At 60.5% G+C, this 20,785-nt stretch carries 20 protein-coding genes; 13 read left to right on the top strand and 7 right to left on the bottom strand.

Features of this window, described 5'->3' with window-relative positions; translation table 11 throughout:
* The first annotated feature begins 20 nt into the window (after window positions 1–20).
* From hemF to rng, 6 genes are all read left to right on the top strand, one after another.
* Window positions 21–944, top strand: a complete 924-nt coding sequence (gene hemF, locus OKW44_RS22135) for an oxygen-dependent coproporphyrinogen oxidase (protein WP_018419971.1) — start codon at window positions 21–23, stop codon at window positions 942–944.
* A 43-nt stretch (window positions 945–987) separates the two neighbouring features.
* On the top strand, window positions 988–1,707 hold the full coding sequence (locus OKW44_RS22140) for a nicotinate-nucleotide adenylyltransferase (RefSeq protein ID WP_051103766.1): 720 nt from the start codon (window positions 988–990) through the stop codon (window positions 1,705–1,707).
* A 4-nt stretch (window positions 1,708–1,711) separates the two neighbouring features.
* Entirely contained in the window at window positions 1,712–2,161 is a 450-nt protein-coding gene (gene rsfS, locus OKW44_RS22145; protein ID WP_018419969.1) for a ribosome silencing factor, read from the top strand.
* Between the two features lie 36 nt (window positions 2,162–2,197).
* Window positions 2,198–2,668, top strand: a complete 471-nt coding sequence (rlmH, locus tag OKW44_RS22150; protein ID WP_018419968.1) for a 23S rRNA (pseudouridine(1915)-N(3))-methyltransferase RlmH — start codon at window positions 2,198–2,200, stop codon at window positions 2,666–2,668.
* 255 nt (window positions 2,669–2,923) lie between these two features.
* A complete protein-coding gene (locus OKW44_RS22155) occupies window positions 2,924–3,553 on the top strand; it encodes a Maf family protein (RefSeq protein ID WP_018419967.1) in 630 nt (209 codons plus the stop codon).
* Between the two features lie 9 nt (window positions 3,554–3,562).
* Complete coding sequence (rng, locus tag OKW44_RS22160; RefSeq protein ID WP_018419966.1) at window positions 3,563–5,032, top strand: ribonuclease G; 1,470 nt, start codon at window positions 3,563–3,565, stop codon at window positions 5,030–5,032.
* Window positions 5,033–5,371: 339 nt separating this feature from the next.
* On the opposite strand, the gene OKW44_RS22165 is transcribed toward rng, so the two are convergent.
* The 6 genes from OKW44_RS22165 to OKW44_RS22190 all read right to left on the bottom strand — a co-directional run bounded on the left by OKW44_RS22165 (window position 5,372) and on the right by OKW44_RS22190 (window position 8,624).
* Window positions 5,372–5,554: a hypothetical protein gene (locus OKW44_RS22165; RefSeq protein WP_018419965.1), complete on the bottom strand. Its 183-nt coding sequence runs from the start codon at window positions 5,552–5,554 to the stop codon at window positions 5,372–5,374.
* A 199-nt stretch (window positions 5,555–5,753) separates the two neighbouring features.
* Entirely contained in the window at window positions 5,754–6,197 is a 444-nt protein-coding gene (locus OKW44_RS22170) for a PH domain-containing protein (RefSeq protein ID WP_204357107.1), read from the bottom strand.
* Window positions 6,176–6,319 (bottom strand): hypothetical protein, encoded by a 144-nt coding sequence (locus OKW44_RS22175; RefSeq protein ID WP_018419963.1) that lies wholly within the window; start codon window positions 6,317–6,319, stop codon window positions 6,176–6,178. Before OKW44_RS22175 ends, OKW44_RS22170 begins: the two co-directional genes overlap by 22 nt.
* Before the next feature lie 19 nt (window positions 6,320–6,338).
* Window positions 6,339–6,788 carry a DUF4279 domain-containing protein gene (locus tag OKW44_RS22180; RefSeq protein ID WP_239499044.1) on the bottom strand — a complete coding sequence of 150 codons (450 nt, stop codon included), beginning with the start codon at window positions 6,786–6,788 and terminating at the stop codon, window positions 6,339–6,341.
* A complete protein-coding gene (locus OKW44_RS22185) occupies window positions 6,760–7,773 on the bottom strand; it encodes a hypothetical protein (protein ID WP_018419961.1) in 1,014 nt (337 codons plus the stop codon). The genes OKW44_RS22180 and OKW44_RS22185 overlap by 29 nt, the downstream gene beginning before the upstream one ends.
* Window positions 7,774–7,961: 188 nt before the next feature.
* Complete coding sequence (locus OKW44_RS22190; protein WP_018419959.1) at window positions 7,962–8,624, bottom strand: hypothetical protein; 663 nt, start codon at window positions 8,622–8,624, stop codon at window positions 7,962–7,964.
* Window positions 8,625–9,553: 929 nt separating this feature from the next.
* Here OKW44_RS22190 and gcvA point away from each other — a divergent pair.
* The 7 genes from gcvA (at window position 9,554) to acuI (ending at window position 19,105) form a co-directional block, all read left to right on the top strand.
* Window positions 9,554–10,462: a transcriptional regulator GcvA gene (gcvA, locus tag OKW44_RS22195; RefSeq protein ID WP_026225692.1), complete on the top strand. Its 909-nt coding sequence runs from the start codon at window positions 9,554–9,556 to the stop codon at window positions 10,460–10,462.
* Window positions 10,463–10,748: 286 nt separating this feature from the next.
* The gene (locus OKW44_RS22200; RefSeq protein ID WP_018419957.1) at window positions 10,749–13,247 is read left to right on the top strand and encodes a CoA transferase; all 2,499 of its coding nucleotides are present in this window, start codon (window positions 10,749–10,751) and stop codon (window positions 13,245–13,247) included.
* Window positions 13,248–13,624: 377 nt separating this feature from the next.
* Entirely contained in the window at window positions 13,625–14,716 is a 1,092-nt protein-coding gene (locus tag OKW44_RS22205; protein ID WP_018419956.1) for an ABC transporter ATP-binding protein, read from the top strand.
* Window positions 14,717–14,755: 39 nt separating this feature from the next.
* Complete coding sequence (locus tag OKW44_RS22210; RefSeq protein WP_018419955.1) at window positions 14,756–15,793, top strand: ABC transporter substrate-binding protein; 1,038 nt, start codon at window positions 14,756–14,758, stop codon at window positions 15,791–15,793.
* Window positions 15,794–15,845: 52 nt separating this feature from the next.
* A complete protein-coding gene (locus OKW44_RS22215) occupies window positions 15,846–17,108 on the top strand; it encodes an ABC transporter permease (protein ID WP_051103765.1) in 1,263 nt (420 codons plus the stop codon).
* A gap of 4 nt (window positions 17,109–17,112) precedes the next feature.
* Complete coding sequence (locus tag OKW44_RS22220; protein WP_018419953.1) at window positions 17,113–17,952, top strand: ABC transporter permease; 840 nt, start codon at window positions 17,113–17,115, stop codon at window positions 17,950–17,952.
* Window positions 17,953–18,097: 145 nt separating this feature from the next.
* Complete coding sequence (gene acuI, locus OKW44_RS22225) at window positions 18,098–19,105, top strand: acrylyl-CoA reductase (NADPH) (protein ID WP_018419952.1); 1,008 nt, start codon at window positions 18,098–18,100, stop codon at window positions 19,103–19,105.
* 112 nt (window positions 19,106–19,217) lie between these two features.
* Here the strand turns inward: acuI and OKW44_RS22230 are convergent, their stop codons facing one another.
* Window positions 19,218–20,729, bottom strand: a complete 1,512-nt coding sequence (locus tag OKW44_RS22230) for a CoA-acylating methylmalonate-semialdehyde dehydrogenase (RefSeq protein ID WP_026225691.1) — start codon at window positions 20,727–20,729, stop codon at window positions 19,218–19,220.
* Between the last annotated feature and the right edge of the window lie 56 nt (window positions 20,730–20,785).

Genomic DNA, 20,785 nt, shown 5'->3' on the forward strand with positions numbered 1-20,785 from the left:
CCGCCCCAGCACCTGCATTCATGAGCAATTCGAGCTACGACGCACAAGCCGTGCGCAGCTGGCTGCAAGGCCTGCAATCGCATATCGCGGACACGCTCGGCGCCTTCGACGGCACCGCGTTCGCTACCGACGCGTGGCAGCGCGCGCCCGGCGAGAAGCTGCGCGGCGGCGGCGTCACGCGGATTCTCGAAGGCGGCCAGTTCTTCGAGCGCGCGGGCATCGGCTTCTCGGACGTCGCGGGCGACGCGCTGCCGGGCTCGGCGAGCGCCGCGCGGCCGCAACTGGCCGGGCGCGCCTTCGAGGCGATGGGCGTGTCGCTCGTGCTGCATCCGCACAATCCGCACTGCCCGACCGTGCACATGAACGTGCGCCTGCTCGTCGCGACGAGGGAAGGCGAAGAGCCGGTGTTCTGGTTCGGCGGCGGCATGGACCTGACGCCCTACTACGGCTACGAAGAGGACGCGCGGCATTTCCATCAGGTGTGCCGCGACGCGCTCGTGCCGTACGGCGCGGACCTGTACCCGCGCTTCAAGCGCTGGTGCGACGAGTATTTCTTCCTGAAGCACCGCAACGAACCGCGCGGCATTGGCGGGATTTTCTTCGACGATTTCTCGGCGCCGGGCTTCGAGCACTCGTTCGCGATGCTCAAAAGCGTCGGCGAAGGCTTTCTCAAGGCGTACCTGCCGATCATCGAGCGGCGCCGCAATACGCCGTATGGCGAAGCCGAGCGCGCGTTCCAGGCCTACCGGCGCGGCCGCTACGTCGAGTTCAATCTGGTCTTCGACCGTGGCACACTGTTTGGGCTGCAGAGCGGCGGACGCACCGAATCGATCCTGATGTCGATGCCGCCCGTGGTGAACTGGCGCTACGACTGGCACCCCGAGCCGGGCACGCCGGAAGCGCGTTTGTACAGCGATTTCCTCGTGCCGCGCGAGTGGGTGTGACGCGCCACCTGTCTCGCTTACGGTCACGACAAAGGATCCTCACCTGAAGCCTAACGCTCACCCTGTCGCCCTGCCTCGCCGGATCGGTCTGCTGGGCGGCACTTTCGATCCGATCCACGACGGCCACCTCGCGCTCGCGCGGCGGTTCGCCGACGTGCTGCGGCTGACCGAACTGGTGCTGCTGCCGGCCGGCCAGCCGTGGCAGAAAGCCGACGTGTCGCCCGCCGAACATCGGCTGGCGATGACGCGCGCGGCGGCCGCGTCGCTCGCGATCCCCGGCGTGACGGTACGCGTCGCGACCGACGAAATCGAGCACGATGGCGCGACCTACACGGTCGAGACGCTGCAATGCTGGCGCGAGCGCGAAGGCGACGACGCATCGATCACGCTGCTGATCGGCGCGGATCAACTGGTGCATCTCGACACGTGGCGCGACTGGCGGCGCCTGTTCGAGCTCGCGCATATCGGCGCGGCCACGCGGCCCGGCTTCGACCTCGCGTCGGTCGCCCCCGCGGTCGCCCAGGAAATCGCCGCGCGCCGTGCGCGCGCCGACGTGCTGCAGGCCACACCCTGCGGCCATCTGCTGATCGACACGACGCTCGCGTTCAACGTTTCAGCCACCGACATTCGCGCGCATCTGCGCGAGCAGGTCAAGCAGCGGCTCGCCCACGCGGGTGCGGGCAGCGCACAGGATCAGGCCGCAAGTCATGTCCCCGCCGCGGTGTGGGACTATATTCTTCAACATCATCTGTACCACCGGTAACTCCATGGATATTCGCAAACTGCAACGCGTAATCGTCGACGCTCTCGAAGACGTCAAGGCGCAAGACATCAAAGTGTTCAACACCAGCCACCTGACCTCGCTGTTCGATCGCGTGATCGTCGCGAGCGGCACGTCGAACCGGCAAACCAAGGCGCTCGCGTCGAGCGTGCGCGAAGGCGTGAAGGAAGCCGGCGGCGAGATCATCAGCACCGAGGGCGAGGATATCGGCGAATGGGTGCTGGTCGATTGCGGCGACGCCATCGTGCACATCCTGCAGCCGGCCCTGCGCCAGTACTACAACCTCGAGGAAATCTGGGGCGACAAGCCGGTGCGCATCAAGCTGTCGACGCCGAATCCGTTCGGCGGCGCGCGCGCAAGCGAGCCCGACGACGAGGAAGACGAGGAAGCGCCGGCCGCGAAGCCCGCGCGCAAGACCACGGCGCGCCGCAAGTAAGCGGGCCTTGTCGGGCACAGCGCTACTGTCCTCGCGATGAAACTGCACATCCTCGCCGTCGGCCACAAGATGCCGGACTGGATCTCGACCGGCTTCGACGAATACGCGAAACGCATGCCGCCCGAGTTGCGCATCGAGCTGCGCGAGATCAAACCGGAGCAGCGCTCGTCGGGCCGTTCGGCCGAAAGCGTGATGGCCGCCGAACGGCAGAAGATCGAAGCCGCGTTGCCGAAGAACGCACGCATCGTCGCGCTCGACGAACGCGGCAAGGACTGGACCACGATGCAGCTCGCGGGCGCGTTGCCGGGCTGGCAGCAAGACGGCCGCGACGTGGCCTTTCTGATCGGCGGCGCGGACGGGCTCGATCCCGAGCTGAAGGCACGCGCCGATATGATGCTGCGCGTGTCGAGCCTCACGCTGCCGCACGCGATGGTGCGCGTGCTGCTGGCCGAACAGCTTTATCGGGCGTGGAGCATCACGCAAAATCATCCGTATCATCGCGCGTAGGTGCTGAAGCCTCGCGCGGCGACACTTGGCAACGATTCGTTGCTGCTGACGCGTCGCGCGCGCTCTGCTCCATACGCTTAAGCGTATTGCGGCCGCTTCATGCGATGATGCGCCCGACGCGCTGTGCGTCGATGCCGCTATTGGATGCAGCGCATCGATCGGATCACCGGCTCAACCTCGCCCCGCTCGCTCTTCCACGCCCACCCGCGTTCACCACCCCACGCCGTCCGTTTCCCGCTCTATCGAGACCCGTTCATGCCCACGCCTTCCGCTTCGCTGCATCCGTTCGTCTACCTCGCCTCGCAAAGTCCGCGCCGCCAGGAGCTGCTGCAACAGCTCGGCGTGCGTTTCGAATTGCTGCTGCCGCGCCCCGATGAAGACGCCGAAGCGCTCGAAGCGGAACGGCCCGGCGAACACGCGCGCGACTACGTGCAGCGCGTGTGCATCGCGAAGGCGCATGCGGCCCGCGCGCGGCTCCTCGACGGCGGTCACGAGGTGCGGCCGATCCTCGTCGCGGACACCACTGTCACGATCGACGACGCGATTCTCGGCAAGCCCATCGATGCCGACGATGCGGTCGCGATGCTCACACGTCTCGCGGGCCGCACGCACGAAGTGCTGACCGCGCTCGCCGTGATCGATGCCAACGGCGCGCTGCTGCCCGCGGCGTTGTCGGTCTCGAAGGTGCGTTTTGCTGCAGTGCACGCAGACGCGTTGCGTCGCTACGCGGCGAGCGGTGAGCCGCTCGGCAAGGCGGGGGCGTATGGCGTGCAGGGACGCGCGGCGGAGTTTATCGAGCATATAGACGGGTCCTATTCGGGTATCATGGGTTTGCCGCTTTTTGAAACCGCTGCCCTCCTGCGTGCAGCGCGCATCGACTTCTAGAACAACACCATGAATGAAGAAATCCTGATCAATGTCACGCCGCAGGAAACGCGCGTCGCGCTCGTTCAACAGGGCGCCGTCCAGGAACTTCATGTCGAACGAACGCTGTCGCGCGGCCGCGTCGGCAATGTCTATCTCGGCAAGGTCGTGCGCGTGCTGCCCGGCATGCAATCGGCGTTCATCGACATCGGCCTCGAACGCGCCGCGTTTCTTCATGTCGCCGACATCTGGCATCCGCGCATCGCCGGCGAAGCGCAACATCAAACACCGCATCAGCCGATCGAAAAGATCGTCTTCGAAGGTCAGACGCTGATGGTGCAGGTCGTCAAGGACCCGATCGGCACCAAGGGCGCGCGGCTGTCCACGCAAGTGAGCATCGCCGGGCGCACGCTCGTGTATCTGCCGCAGGAGCCGCACATCGGCATCTCGCAGAAAATCGAGAGCGAAGCCGAGCGCGAGGCCGTGCGTGCGCGTCTGACCGCCGTGCTGCCCGCCGACGAGAAAGGCGGCTACATCGTGCGCACGATCGCCGAGGATGCGACCAGCGAAGAGCTCGCAGCCGACGTCGCGTATCTGCGCAAGACGTGGGCGACGATTCTGTCGCAGGCCCAGCGCATGCCGCCCACAAGCCTGCTCTACCAGGATCTGAATCTCGCGCAGCGCGTGCTGCGCGATTTCGTCAACGATGAGACGTCGCGCATCCAGGTCGATTCGCGCGAGACGCATCAGATGCTCGCCGATTTCGCGGCCGAGTTCACACCGGCGGTATCGTCGAAGCTGCACCACTACACCGGCGAGCGGCCGCTGTTCGATCTGTACAACATCGAGGCCGAGATTCAGCGCGCGCTATCGCGTCGCGTGGATCTGAAGTCGGGCGGCTACCTCGTGATCGACCAGACCGAGGCGATGACGACGATCGATGTGAACACCGGCGGTTACGTCGGCGCGCGCAACTTCGACGACACGATCTTCAAGACCAACCTCGAAGCCGCGCATACCATCGCGCGGCAATTGCGGCTAAGGAATCTTGGCGGCGTGATCATCATCGATTTCATCGATATGGAAAACGTCGAGCATCGCGACCAGGTGCTAGGCGAATTGAAGAAGGCGTTGTCGCGCGATCGCACGCGGGTGACCGTCAATGGTTTCTCGCAACTCGGGCTTGTCGAGATGACGCGCAAGCGTACGCGTGAGTCGCTCGCGCATGTGCTGTGCGAGCCTTGCCCGATTTGCCAGGGCAAGGGGCAAGTGAAGACTGCGCGCACGGTGTGCTATGACGTGTTGCGGGAGATTTTGCGCGAGTCGCGGCAGTTCAATCCGCGCGAGTTTCGCGTGGTCGCTTCGCAGCAGGTGATCGATCTGTTTCTCGAGGAAGAGTCGCAGCATCTGGCGATGCTGATCGATTTCATCGGCAAGCCGGTGTCGTTGCAGGTGGAGTCGAATTTGAGTCAGGAGCAGTACGACATTGTTTTGATGTAATTGCCAAAATCCTTATCCAGCAAGGATAGTGGCTAAAAAAATGGCCTATTTTTCGCGCTAGCTACCCATCTAGCTACCCATTTTAGGTGCGCTGGCGATGAACGAGGATCAACGGGCCGTTCCCGTGACCATCAGAATTCGAAATCAGAAAAGAAAGGCCCGCGCGGATCACTCCGGCGAGCCCTTCCGTATAGATGACGCCCTATCGACACTCGCCCAGCGATGCCCACCCCTCGGCCAGAATCGAGCCAATAGCGATCAACGATAAAAGGGTCGCGGCAAGGACATAGGCGCGGCATGCGGCCATGGGCTGCCGGTTAGGTCTGCGTTCGTTGCTCGTCATGCTGCGTGATGTTTCGGCTGCGCGGCGTTGCAGCGTTGATCAATTGTGGCGCGCACGATCGGATTGGCGAGCAGCTGGCGGGAATCAAGCACGCCATAACGGGCGCGAAGCGTTTTTTCAACCGCCTGACAGTGTGCATAGTTGCCGCTGTCGGCAAGGCTGTACGCAGCTCGCCGCATGGCCTCGCGCCGCCCAGCCCCTAGCACATCCCGCCTCGTCGTGGCTTGCCTCTGACGTAAGGGTGTCCCCTACATCATAGGTCGCACGACGAGACATGTTTGCACGTTATCAATTGCGCGGCCTTCATTGTGGCGGTATGCAGGACGACCGGTGAGCAGCGCGAGGCCGATAGCCAGGTTCGTCGCCATTCGTACAAGCTCACCGGGCAAGCATCCGAGTCTTCTGCTCAACAAACTCTGCCTCGGTCAGAATACCGCGCTCCCGTAGGCCGGCCAGCCGTTCCAGCTTTGAAACAATATCATCTGTCTGCACTGCATTGGTCTCTGTCGGCACAGCGACAGGGGCGGGACTTCGGTATGCGTTCAAGGCGTCGCGTACTTTGTTGGTGAAGCCGGCTACCGACTTCTTCGGGACATTCTTGATTACGCGCTCACTGGCCGCGTCCTCGATGCGGATCGTCCCGAACACAAGCCCCGTGCTGCCAGATACCGCGTTTATCTTGTCCAGGTTGATAGAGATCTGCTTTAGTCCGAACAGAAGTCCCTTATCAAGGAAGATCACGCGATGGTCAGTCAACGCAATCAGCCAGGTGTTGCCGTCCATAAGCCCTGAAGCAAAAGCTAAAACCTGCTCACCATCCATGAGAATTTCAGGGAGGTGATCAGCTCCTTTTTCGTGAAGAACCGGTCGTCACCGATTTCGCGGGCGATGCGGTTGTACTCCGCTTTGAGATCCTGCTTGCTGGCATTCTTAAAATCAAACATCGTGGGGGCCTTCTCCTGTTTATCGGTACTCGTCAATCTCGATGGTGCCGCCCATCGCTTCCATCATCGCGCGGATGTCGTCCGGCACATCGGGCATTCGGTCCCCGGTCTCGTTCATCCAGTAGCACCAGATCGACATAGCTACCCCGTCCCGGCAAACGAGATCGCGAAGACCGTGACGAGGCAAGGCGAGCGTCTTTATCAGGTACCGGAGATGCGGTTCCAACAGATTGCTTTGCACAGCGCGCTCGCTTTCAACTGCCCAGGAGCCACGTTTCGCCGGATGGTCGCTGAGCTTGCCAGATGGATAAAGGTACGGCTCTCCCTTCGTTCTGCTCCGACTCGGCGTCACGCCGAAATAGTCGGTCCAAAAGTCCGGCGATACGGCGTCCCCATTGATGTAGAACGTCGCATGAGCAAGCGGCCAGGTACTTGAGGAATCAGGGCGCATAGTTGTGGATGTTGTCATCGAGCAGTTGTCCGTTGGATTCGACGCTTCCGTCGTCGTGGAAGATCACGTTATCCGATGGGCGCAGTCCGTTCTCTGGCTTGAGGAGGTGCAGCATTTTGCTGAAAGTGTTCTGGTCGTAACCAAGCATCTTCGCGGCAAACTTCGGACTATTCATAGAGGCCGCCAGCTCTTCAACGTCACCGCTTACCGCGTCCGGTGTGTATTCGAACGGCTGCGCGTCACCGAGCGGCGTCGATGTACCCTCTGCCGATTCAGCGAACCCCTCGGCCACACCATCACCTTCGCCCATGTCCGCGTTGCCGCCGACAAGTGCACCGGCCACGGCCTCGACTACCCCAAGCAGGGCGCCGCCACTGCTACTGCCGCCGATCGCAGCGCGCGCGGCGACCAGTCGCGATTCCCACGTGGCCGGATCGTACGGGCCTGACAGGACCGGCTCGCCGATGAATGAGGTGATGCCGGGCGGGAACAGATTGGGTGAGCGGCTCCAGTAGGTTCCACCTCCACCCCCTGATGACGGCCAGCGCAGCGGTGCAGGGGTGGGGCTGTACACACGCCCCAGCGCGGAACGCCGGTCACGGTGGACCACCGGGACGAGCCGCCCATCTTTCACCGCCTGCCTGAGAACGCGCTCGATACTCGCGTTGTCGGTCGGCAGGTTCCAGTGCGGGAGACCCAGCGCATCCCTGACATAGGTCTGGATTTCGCGTAGAGCCTGACCGCCCGTGATCGTTCGCAGATCCCAGCGGGGACGGAAATACCGGTCGAAGTCTTTCCGGTCCTGTTCAAGCTGCCTGCGCGCGTCTTCTTCTTCGTCCCGCCTGTCGTCCCTCATGAACGACCAGCCTCGCGAGCGGCTGCTATCTCGATCCCAAAACAGGCTACTGCGCCGTTCTCGCTCCATGCTGTGATACTGGCTGGCCGCATGCAGCGTGCACTGCCAGCTGCACTCCAGCGGAATTTCTAGCGTGTCCCAGGGCATACGATGGTCTCTATCCGTGTGACGGCGTAAACGTAGCAGATCATCGGAAGGCTATGTTTTCGGGATATGTGCTGAAACTCGAGCTGGACGAGTGAGTTTGCGAGGCGCCTCGGCGTTGCGATGCTTAACCTGATCGCCTTTGGAACGTCAGAAATCAAGCAGTACATGAGCGCTACGCGGAAGCCCATTCAGCCCTGGCGTTCGGGCTCGTCGTGATTCCGGCCCCGGTCCCGCTGACGCTGCTGTTCGAACTGACGAGACCGCGCGGCACTGGCCTGTTCGTTGACCTGTCGTTGAGCCTTGACTGCTGCCTTCGCCAGTTCGGGCTGTCGGGCCTGCACGCGCTCCTGGGCGACCGTGTTCGGGAACGGCAGACCCGTTACCCAGGCGGTGTCGCCCGTGCCGTAGGCCTCGGCCCGCTTGCGAATCGCCCTGAGCGCAGCGTCCGCCCGATCTGCCTCGATCGCGAGCGCTCTGCGCTCCTGCTCCCACTTGTCACTGATGAGACGCCGCAACGCTGACGGGCGGGCCTCGTCGTGCTCGGCCAGCGAGTGCCGCGCGTCTTTGGCGGCCTGTTCGCGTCCGGCCACTGCCTCGGCGATGTAAGCCGCCTGTTCGCGCACCACCTCGCGCTGGTAAAGGGCCAGCACTCGGTCGGAGAATACTGCCCGCAGCTTGTCCTGCAGCGCCTCAGGCTGGTCCTTTATCCGACTATCGAGCTCGGCCCATAGCTGATCAACCGTTCCCGGCTTCTTCGCGTCAGCTACTTCCGGTGCCAGCTCTGCGCGGGGCGGCTCGATGACGGCGATCACCTCGCCGGAACGCACTACATCTTTAAGCACGCTCGCCAAGTCATCGGCGGCCGTACCAAGCCGGTGAAACTGGATGAAACTCAGTCCGTCCGGTGATATAGGTCACAGCGTCCGCTTGGACCTAGGTCTACTCTAAGTGATCGCATTCAGCACCTTGCAAGGTTGCTTCAATCGTGAGGGAATAACCTAGCAGATCGCCGGGAGGCTATGTTTTCGGGATACGCCCCGTCAACAAAAAAGCCGACCATCGCGGGTCGGCTTTCTCATCCTCGTCTTTCCCGGCTGTCCGTTAGTGGTGCAGAACGCGTCGAGGGAGGGCTTTGGGGATTATCGATACTCAAGCCGGACATAGACAAGCGGGCGATCGGGCTTGCCGTTGAGTCGTTCTATTTTCGCTGAGAGGTATCCTGTTGATGCCCACTTTGCTACGCGGGCGCGAAGAGCCCGATTCACGTAACCCAGCGGCTTTCCGTGATGCACGAAAAAAAGCGCGTCACGCTATCGGCCTGAGGAGGAACGTTCGGCTTCCCAGTAGTTGACGCACCTGCGGTCGGGGAGATCGACTCCCGCCCCAAAACACGCCCCCGCCCTTGGACTAAAGTCCCCTATCACGCTGATAACCAAAGTGTGGCCGTTTCATCGGATATGGTTTGATCGCAGGAGACCCAGCTTGAGCGTTGCAATGTCGCTGGAATCGATAATGCCCATGCGAGCGTCTCGCATCGGGAAGGGCAACACTCCCGTGGCCGTGTTGCACTTCGCTCTTGAAACCGCCCCACCAGGCTTGTCATTTCAGAGTGTTCGAAATTCCGCGCTAACATACGTTCGATTGCCCAATTGGAGAGAGTGAGCACGCACTCGTCGACGCCTGGGAACGCCGCAGCGTCCGCGGGTCTAGTGGATCTTGAATGGCCGCAACACGCAACTAATCCACGAAGTCGGACAGCTTTAGTCAAACGGTCTGCAGAATGAGAAAACGATTACCTCCCCTTAACTGGTTGCGCGCATTCGAATCCTCTGCCCGGCATCTCAGTTTCACCCATGCGGCGACAGAGTTGAGCCTGACCCAGGCGGCGGTAAGCCAACAGGTGAAGGGACTCGAGTCGCAGTTGGGGGCAGTCCTCTTTAAGCGTTTGCCAAGAGGACTCGAGCTCACTGAGGCCGGGCTAGCCTATTTGCCGGTTGTCCACGAGGCCGTAGAGCGACTGGCGGCCGCAACTGAAGAAATCTTCGGGCAAGGTCACGGCAGAGTCCTTACCGTTCGGGTCAGCCTGGTGTTTTTTACCCATTGGCTGGCAATGCGCTTACCCGACTTTCGTGAACGCCACCCCGAGGTCAATCTGCGTATCACCAGCAACATATGGGGGGGCGATTCGAGCGTGACCGACGTCGAAGCCGATATGGAAATCCGCTATGGACATGGAGAATGGACGGGACTCAAGGCCGAGCGGCTGACCTGGGATACGTTGCTGCCGGTCTGCGCCCCATTCTTGCCCTCCGAACAGACGCCACTGGCTACCCCGAAGGATCTCCGTCACCACGAACTACTCCACGTCCTGGGCTACGAGGAGGGCTGGGGATACTGGTTGAAGAAAGCAGGCGCGGGACAGGTCGACTCTTCGAAGGGAATGCAGTTCGATACCTTGATCTCTGCTTTGAGAATGGCCGAGCTTGGTCAAGGGGTGGCCTTGGCGCGCTCGTCGCTGGTCCAGTCGATGCTGGACACTGGGCAACTGATAGCGCCTTTCAAATCCCAGCTTACGACCAGTGAAGCTTTCTACCTGGTCTATTCTCCTCACAGCATCGTCAACCCTGATGCCGCGGCATTCGTGGCCTGGTTGAGTGCGAAGGCCCAAGAGGGGCGTGCGCGGAACTGATCAACCAGGTTGACATCGCACGTCCATTTCGCCGGGCTGCCAGTGATCGACTGGCCATTTTCCTGCGCGTTCACTCCGCCGGCCTCAGCCATAAATAAAATAGCCCCATCCTCGTTTTTTTTATTGCTTTACCGGCTCCCCGTTGTATCCGACAGTGATCCCAGTTCGTCGCCACGGCCACTCGCCTCGCATTCGAAATGCGGTTGATTGGTGCGGGCGGCGACCCACCACAATGATGACCTGCGTTTCGGAAGATCTGCAGGTCCTGGAGATGAGTCGGTGAGCCATGGGAAAGCACAATCAACTGCCTTTTAGCGGCGTGAAAGTCATCGACTTTGGCCAGTACATCGCCGGCCCGGCCGTGGCGATGATCCTGGCGGATCTCGGCGCCACCGTCATTCACATCGATCCCCCTGCTGGGCCGCTTTGGGACAGCCCGGCCAATGCCGTACTGAACCGCAACAAGTATTGCTTGCAGCTTGACCTGAAGTCCGCGCAGGGGCGCGAGGCGGCCATGGCATTCATCGCGCGTGCCGATATCGTGATCGAGAATTTCCGGCCGGGCGTCATGACCCGGTTGGGCCTGGACTTCGCCGAGCTGCGTCGTCAAAGGCCCGAGCTCATCACGCTGTCCATCCCTGGCTTCGCCAGCAACGACCAGTTGCGTCGTCACTGGCGCGCCCTCGAGCCGATCATTGCGTCGGCCTCCGGGGTATTCACCGATATGGGTCAGAACCGCGTACTGATGGGGATAAACCCGAGCTTTTCGCCGCTGCCGCTAGCCTCGTCCTACGGCACCATGCTGGCTGTCTCCGCGGTGGCACTCGCTCTGCAAGCGCGGGAGCGCACGGGAGTGGGTGATCAAATCGAGGTGCCTCTGGCCGCGGCGGTGATGGAGGGGCTGTCTTACAACTCGATCAAGATCGACGGTTATCCCGAACGCTACAAGACCTTGCGCGAAAAGGAAATTGAGCGGCGGCGGTCGGAAAATCTTCCGATGAACCTCAGCTACGAAGAACTGCAAGAATATCTCGACCCCTTTTACCGCACGTACGAGTGCGCGGACGGTCGCAAGTTCTATGCGGTATGCCCGTCACACCGCTCGCACGCCAGGCGTTGCCTTCAGGCGATGGGCTTGTACGAGGAAATGCTATCTGCCGGGCTGTCGACAGTGAGCGACCCATACCTTCCTATCTCTCAATGGGAGGGGGATGCCTCACTCGGTGTCTACCCGTTGCCCGACCATTGGGCCCGGCGCATTTCGGCACGCATGAAGGAGGTGTTCCTGACCAAGACAGCAGCCGAGTGGGAAAAAATTTTCGGCGAAGGCCGTTTTCCCGGGGCACCCCACCGCTCGACTCAGGAGTGGTTGCACGACGAGCACGCCAACGCCGCTGGTCTGGTGGTCGATGTCGACGACCACCAGTATGGCAACATGAAACAGCCTGGCGCGATCGCCTGGCTGGAAGACAGTGCCGAACTGATGCTCTCGCCCGACGCACGCCGCACGGTGAGTCTCGAAGAAGCCCTGGCCATCCTGGATGAGTGCGCGCCCACGGCACTCCCACCCCCATCTGAACAGCATGTTGGCGGCTGGCTTGACGGTGTGCGTGTCCTCGATCTGACCAACGTCATCGCGGGTCCGCATTCGACCTCCTACCTCGGCCGGTTCGGCGCCGAGGTTATCAAGCTCGACCCCGTAACGCCCAACTATGATCCCTGGAACACAGTGGTCTTTGGCATGTCTTCGGGCCGCGGCAAGCAAAGCGTCCTGGTCGACCTGAACCACCCCGACGGACGCGAGGTGTTTAACCAATTGGTTCGTTCGGTTGATGTGATCGTGATGAATGCACCGGATCGTCAACTGGCACCTTTGGGTCTTGACGAAGCGAGTCTCCAGGCTGTCAACCCTGGCGTGATCTTCTGTCAACTGGATTGCTTTGGCGGACCGCGTCGCGGCCCGCGGACCGATTATCTCGGCTACGACGACTTGATCCAGGCCGGCACCGGCATCATGCTGCGCTTCGGCGGCGGCATGGCAACGCCAGAGGAACACGCTCACGTCGGAACCATTGACGTGAATTGCGGGTTCGCTGCAGCGCTCGGCGTTGCCGCCGCTTTATATCGCAAAGCCAGAACCGGCCAGATCAGCCGTGCCCGGACCTCCCTGGCATCGCTCGGCAACCTGGTGCAGATTCCCTTCTGCTACGACTACCCACGGCGGGCCCCGTTCGATGAGCCTTCCGGCCGTAGCGCCCAGGGCTTTGGCAACCTGTCACGCTTCTTTCGGGCCGCGGATGACTGGTTGTATGTGGACGCCAGCGAAAAGGAACTGGACAAGCTAAACGCCGTAGAGGGGCTGACGGGCATCCGCGACGCGGCAGATCCCGCAGCGTTTCTCAGCTCCGCGTTCGCCACGGCCTCCGCCGAAACCTGGCAGACGCTGTTGCAAGCGGCCAATGTGGCGGCAGCCATTCCGGACAATATCGACAACTTGCGCCAACGCTACAGCCGCCCTGCAGACAATCGTCCGGGCATCGATAACGGCAGCTATTCATTCAGTGTGTATGCCGAGCATCCGAGTGGACGACGCGTCATCCAACTCGATCCTTTTGCGATTCGCCCTCACGTTGCTCCGATCCGCGCACTGGCGCCAGCAGAAAAGTTTGGTGCCTCGACCCGAGGGGTTCTGCGCAAGATGGGCTACAGCGATACCCAGATTGCGACGTTGATTGCGCGAGGGGCGGTCGGCGAAAGCTGGTGCGAAGAGTACTTGCCCAGCTGAATACGTCACCGTTGCGGGCAAGCCGGAACAAATCGCGACCGCTCCGCTGATGTGTGGGCGCGGCCGATAGCAGCAAGCACCCTGGAAGAAAAAAAGCTGTAGCGAGGGGGTGTTCGAATATTTATAAGATTGGAGACGAAGATGCACGTACGACACCGCAAGCTCCCGGGTACCGAAAACACCCGGCGAGGCGCAGAAATCGTTATCGAGAACCTCAATCGAGCTACGCAGCACATGGCGCGAAAACGCCCATGGCGAGGCACGGGGAAGGAGGTGCCCTGTGCGCCTCCCTGTCGCCGCAGCCGATCCGCAGACACAGCGCTACCGCCTGCGCTGCCAGGTGCCTTCCGCACCGAAAGACATTGAGGGTAACGATCATGCAAGACCAGGGCAACACATTTGTGAGCTTCCGCAATGTTCGGAAGACATACGACGGAGAGACACTCGTCGTCAAAGACCTGAATCTCGACATCCAGAAGGGGGAGTTTCTCACTTTGCTCGGTCCGTCCGGCTCGGGAAAGACCACCTGTCTCATGATGCTCGCCGGGTTTGAATACCCAACCGATGGAGAAATCTGGCTGGACGGTCAGTTGCTTAATCGTATTCCGCCGCATAAACGCGACATCGGAATGGTATTTCAGAACTATGCACTCTTCCCACACCTGACCGTCGGACAGAACCTCGAGTATCCCCTCAAGGTTCGCAAGATGCCGCCAGACGAGCGGGCCGCGCGCGTCAAGCGGGCGCTCGAGATGGTCCACATGGAAAAGCTGGGCAAGCGAATGCCAGGTCAGCTCTCAGGCGGTCAGCAACAGCGAGTGGCGCTTGCGCGTGCGTTGGTGTTCAACCCCAAGCTTGTGCTGATGGACGAACCGCTTGGCGCGCTGGACAAACAGCTGCGCGAGCACATGCAGATAGAGCTCAAGGCATTGCACGAATCTCTTGGCCTGACCTTTGTGTACGTCACACACGATCAAGGTGAGGCGCTCACGATGTCTGATCGAGTAGCGGTCTTTGATCAGGGGGTGATCCAACAGCTCGACCAGGTCGACTCGCTCTACGAATCGCCGAGGAATCTGTTTGTAGCCAACTTCATTGGTGACAGTAACCGGGTGGAAGGCACCGTCGTAAGCCGGGATGGTAATTATTGCGAGTTGCGAATTGCAGACGGTACGACCGTACGTGCGCTGAATGTTGCCGGGCTCAATGTCGGTAGCCACGCCACAGGGGTGATCCGTCCCGAGCGGCTCTCGATTGGACGGCAATCCGAACAGCAGCGCAATGTCATCAACAGCGAAACGCTTGGGATGATCTACTTCGGCGATCACGTCCGGCTGCGTTGCCGCTGCCCCGGAGAAACAGAGTGTTTCGTGAAGGTTCCGCTCGGGCAGGACGGGGCGGCCCATGTCCAACCGGGAAATCGAATCGCGTTGTCGTTTCATGAAGATCATCTAAGAGTTTTCAATTGACCACGCGTAGTGAAATCACCTTGTGCCAAGGAGAACGAAATGAGGTTCTTTAGAAATACGGTCGGCGTGGCTGCCATGATGTGTTGTTCCGCTTTCGCACTGGCCGACAGCCTTACGACGGTCAATTACGGTGGCGCCGTGGGGAACGCCGAGAAGGCTGCCTGGGTTGAACCGTTCTCGAAAGCGAGCGGTATTCCGACGAATGCGATTGAGTACACGGGCGAAATGGCCAAAGTCAAAGCGATGGTCGACGCCAAAGATGTCACGTGGGATGTCGTTGAAGTCGAGTCGGCAGACATCGGACGCGGCTGTCAGGACGGACTCTTCGAGAAGCTCGACTGGTCGAAGATCGCGAAAAAGGGTGATCTGGTGCCTGGATCGGTGACTCCCTGCGCTGCCGGCACATTCGTGTGGTCGACCGTGCTGGCATACAACCCGACGCTGATGAAGGGCACGCCACAGGGCTGGAAGGATTTCTGGGACGTCAAGAAATTTCCTGGCAAGCGTGGCATGAAGAAGGAGGCGCGTTATAACCTCGAATTCGCACTGATGGCAGATGGCGTTCCGGCGAAAGACGTGTACACCGTGCTGGGCACGGAGGCTGGCGTCAATCGGGCGTTCAAGAAGATGGACGAACTCAAGCCACACATTCAGTGGTGGGAGGCTGGCGCACAGCCGCCGCAGTTCCTGGTCGCCGGTGACGTTTCGATGTCCACCGCGTATAACGGCCGCATCGACGCCGCAATGCGGGCAGGGAACAAGAACCTGGGTATCTCGTGGGACCAAAGCGTCTATGAGCTGGACTTTTTCGTGATTCCGAAGGGCTCAAAAAATAAGGATGCAGCCGAGAAGTACCTTGCCTACGTGCTCGAACCTCAGGCTCAAGCTACGTTCGCCCAGCACATCCCGTACGGACCAACCAACAAGGGCGCCTTAAAGTTGCTTGATGCAACCACTCTTGCAAACCTGCCTAACTCGCCGAAGAACGGCAAAACCGCTATCCCCAACGACGTAGAGTTCTGGACCGACCACGGCGACGCGCTAGAACAGCGTTTCACCGCGTGGGCAGCGAAATAACGCGAATCGCGTACCCATCGCTCGAACGCAGGGGTACGCGAAGGAGAGAGACATGAGCGCGGTAACTACTCAGCAGCAGGATTGGCATTTGCGTGAGCTCAAGCGATCGCTCAGGAACGTGAATTTACGTAAGCAGATGGCGGCGCTGGCGCTGGTCGCTCCTCTTGCTATTTTCATTTTTCTGGTATTCGTGATGCCCGTTGCATCCATGATTTCGCGGTCGATTCAGAGTCCGGAAGTCGTTGACGCGTTGCCAGACACGACGGCGGCGCTGCGAAACTGGGATCGGAAATCGGCAGTTCCGGATGACGCTTTTCGCGGGCTGATGCTCGATATCGAGCGCAACGGCGGGAACAACAGTTCGGGTACCGCTGCCGGTCGACTGAACGGGCAGAAGGAGGGTTTCCGTTCGTTGTTTTACAAGACTTCGAGCGCACTTCCGTTCGGCGACAATGATTCAGCGCTGCCTGCGCACGAGGTTCGACAAAAACTGATCGAACTCGACAGGCGTTGGGAAGATCCCGGTTACTGGCAGGCAATAGCTAAAGATTCATCCCGATACACAAGCCAGTATCTCCTCGCGACGATGGACTACCGTCGCAATTCTGCCGGTGACATCGTTCCGGTTGATCCAGGCGCCTCGGCATATCGGGAGGTATTCCAGCGAACGTTCGTGATTAGCGGCCTGGTAACGTTCGCCGCGCTGCTCCTCGGCTACCCCCTGGCATACTGGATCTCCAGTCTGCCGGCGGGTAAGGCAAATCTGCTGATGATCCTGGTGCTCCTTCCCTTCTGGACTTCGATCCTCGTGCGGATCTCCGCCTGGATTGTCATCCTTCAAGGATCTGGCCTCGTCAACAAGGCGTTGCTGTCGCTGGACCTGATATCGTCTCCATTGACACTGCTGTTCAACCGGACGGGGGTGCTGATCTCGATGACTCATATCCTCCTGCCGTTCATGATTCTGCCTCTGTACAGCGTCATGAAATCGGTGCCGGCCACCTATACGAAGGCAGCGATCTCGCTGGGTAGTCACCCGTTTGGCGCGTTCTGGAAGGTCTACTTTCCGCAAACGCTGCCAGGAGTCGGCGCCGGCGGACTGCTGGTATTCATCACGGCGTTGGGCTACTACATTACTCCGGCATTGCTGGGCGGAGCCGGCGACCAGATGGTGAGCTACTACATCGCCTATTTCACGAACGTGGCCTTGAACTGGGGGATGGCGTGCGCACTGGGAGCGGTTCTGCTTCTCGTGACGTTGATACTCTTCGGTGTTTATCGAAAGATCGTCGGCAACGAACTGAAGGTAGGTTAGGACCATGAAAACGACCGTATCGCGTTTTGCACCTTATACGTCGGCTCCCGAGATCGCGTGGCACTACTTTTTGCGATCGACCAATGTCATGATCCTGCTTTTTCTGGTCTTGCCGATACTGGTGATCATCCCGCTTTCTTTCACGGACAATACATTCCTGGTCTATCCGATACACAAGTTCTCGTTCAAGTGGTACCACAATCTGTTCACGTCCATTGACTGGCTTCGTGCCGGAAAAAACAGCTTCATCGTAACCCCGCTTGCCACGATCCTGGCCACTGTCCTCGGGACGTTGGCCGCGTTAGGCCTCAACAAGGCGACGTTCAAAGGCAAGGGCGCGCTGATCGGCATTTTGATCTCGCCGATGATCGTGCCGGTGATCGTCACTGCCGTCGGGATGTATCTGTTCTTTGCGAAGTGGGGGTTAGCCGGGTCGTACCTTGGTCTGATTTTGGGTCATACCGCTATCGCTGCTCCATTCGTGGTGGTCACTGTCAACGCCACCCTTGCCGGGTTCAACCAGAATTACGTGCGCGCGAGCCTGAGCCTCGGTGCGTCGCCCGTCAAGACGTTCTTCTCCGTCACCCTGCCCATCATTGCGCCGGGCGTTATTTCTGGAGCCCTGTTTGCATTCGCAACGTCGCTCGATGATGTCGTCATCACGATGTTCATCGCGGGTCCGACACAAGGTACATTGCCGTTGCAGATGTTCATCGGCCTCCGGGAAAACATTACTCCGACGATTGCTGCCCTTGCGACAATTCTGATTGTATTTTCCAGCCTGCTTCTGGTGACGATGGAGTGGCTGAGGTCCAGAAGCGCGGCGCGACAGATAGCGACGTGACATTGCTTGCCGCGGCACCTGTCGCCTTATGCCCGTGGAGGCCGTCGGGCATGGCGTAGTGGTACATCCTTGAATGGTTTATGTTGTCTGGATGTATCACTTCGCCATGCCTGACCGCCTGCGTTTACCGTCAGAGAGGACAAGCATGGCTTTTTCAGCCCTTTATCTGCAGCAGAATGACAGCGGTTTTTCGGCCGGGGTTACCAGCCTCGATGACCGAACCCTCGACGAGCATCCCCTCGCAGCCGGCGAAGTGCTCATTCGTATCGCGCACTCGACGCTTAACTACAAGGACGCGCTAGCGGTCACGAACCGCGGTCCGGTCGTACGCGCCTGGCCAATGGTCGCGGGTATCGATGGCGCCGGCGAGGTGGTGACATCGACAGATTCTCGCTGGAAAGCGGGCGATATTGTCCTCGTCAACGGATGGGGCCTCGGCGAAACACACTGGGGGTGCCTCGCAGAGAAAGCCCGCCTGAAGGCCGACTGGCTGATTGCGGTACCGCAGGGACTATCAACGGCCGAAAGCATGGCAATCGGGACGGCCGGCTACACGGCGATGCTATCCTGCCTTGCGCTGGAACAGGCCGGTGTCAAGCCGGCCGACGGTGAAGTCCTCGTGACCGGCGCGAGCGGCGGTGTGGGCAGCGTGGCAATCTCGCTATTGAGCAGTTGGGGATTTACGGTCGTGGCGTCGACGGGCAAGCCCGAGCAGGCGCATTTTCTGAGGCGTATCGGCGCCGCCGATGTGGTCGATCGGGACTCGCTGTCGGCAGCCGGCAAGCCGTTGCAGAAAGAGCGCTGGGCGGCGGTTGTGGATTCTGTCGGCTCGCATACGCTTGCCAACGCATGCGCACAGACGAAATATGGCGGCGTCGTGACGGCGTGTGGTCTCGCGCAAGGCATGGAGTTCCCGGCGAACGTTGCACCGTTCATTCTGCGCGGTATAAAACTGCTGGGCATCGACTCGGTTATGTGTCCGATCGCTCATCGTCAGATTGCGTGGAACCGGCTCGCTGCGAATCTGGATCGAGCAAAGCTCGCCGAACTCACGCACCGAATAGCGTTGCACGACGTGCCGGAGGCAGCCGTGCAAATGATGGATGGAAAGCTGAGCGGTCGCACGGTTGTCGACATTTGCCGCAGCGCATGATGTCGGGCGCTTCCGTTCGGATTTGAAGGTCTGCTACTTCAGGACCGGTGGTGTGCTCTCCCGTGCCGGGATGTGGCAGCACGGGAGCTGTAGCGGTTTTGCAGTGGAAAGACTATCTCGCCGTCGGCATCGCGAATTCGGCACCTTGCTCGATACTGTCCGGCCAGCGTTGCATGATTGACTTCTGACGCGTATAGAACCGGACGCCTTCCTCGCCATACGCGTGCGTGTCACCGAACAAGCTACGCTTCCAGCCGCCAAATCCGTGCCACGCCATCGGTACCGGGATCGGCACGTTGATGCCAACCATTCCAACCTCTATTCTCCGGCCGAACTCGCGCGCGATGTGTCCGTCGCGAGTGTAACAGGCGACGCCATTGCCGAATTCGTGCGCGTTGACCAGGTCGACGGCCTCTGTAAAGTCCTTCGCTCGGACGCAGGACAGCACCGGTCCGAAGATTTCCTCTTGATAGATTCGCATCTCGGGCGTGACGTGGTCGAACAACGTGGCACCGGTAAAAAAGCCTTCCTCGTGCCCCGGAACTTTGAGGCCACGTCCATCGACAACCAGCGACGCGCCTTCTTCGACGCCAATCGCGATGTAGTTTTCAATGCGTTCCAGCGCCTGACGTGTGACGATCGGCCCCATTTCGGCGTCGGCCTCCATGCCGTTCTTTACTATTACGGAGCGTGCTCGATCAGCGAGCCGCGGAATCAGCTTGTCGGCAACGTCGCCTACGAGGACTGCGACCGAGATCGCCATGCACCGTTCACCCGCGGAGCCATAGCCTGCGCCGACCAAAGCGTCGACGGCTTGATCAATGTCAGCGTCGGGCATCACAACCATGTGATTCTTCGCTCCGCCAAGCGCCTGGATCCGTTTTCCGTGCTTTGCCCCCGTCTCGTAGATGTAGTTGGCAATCGGCGTCGAACCGACGAAACTGACCGCTTTTACGTCAGGATGCTCGAGTAGTGCGTCCACGACTACCTTGTCCCCCTGCACGACGTTGAACACGCCGTCAGGCAACCCGGCTTCCTGCAGCAGGCGGGCCATGTAGAGCGAAGCTGACGGATCACGCTCGCTGGGCTTCAGAATGAACGCATTGCCTGCGGCGATCGCGATCGGAAACATCCAGCAAGGAACCATGCACGGAAAGTTAAAAGGCGTGATTCCCGCGACAACGCCGAGGGGTTGCCGGGTCGTCCAGTTGTCGATATCGGTCGACACCTGTTCCGTATGGTCGCCCTTCAGCAATTGCGGGATGCCGCAGGCAAACTCGATCACATCAATGCCCCGTGCTACTTCGCCTTGCGCATCGCTGAACACTTTTCCATGCTCGGCCGTCATGATCGCTGCCAGCTCGTCCTTGTGCTGGTTCATCAGTTCGAGAAAGCGGCGCATGACGCGCGCGCGACGGATGGGTGGCGTATTGCTCCATCCCTGGAATGCCCGTGTCCCTGACGCTACTGCGGCACTTACGTCGGATGCGTCGCCGAGGTGCACCATGCGTGCAGGAGAACCGGTCGCGGGGTTGAATATCGGCTGCTTTCGAGTGCCTGAGCCAGGCACGTGGCGACCGTTGATGAAGTGAACCACGTCTGCGTCGTCGTTGAAGGGCTGCATTTCATACTCCTTGCTGGGATTGGAACAGGTTCTAAGTGCCACAAAAACGGGCGATG

It is taken from the genome of Paraburkholderia lebeckiae (assembly GCF_050436325.1).
Lineage (GTDB): Bacteria > Pseudomonadota > Gammaproteobacteria > Burkholderiales > Burkholderiaceae > Paraburkholderia > Paraburkholderia tuberum.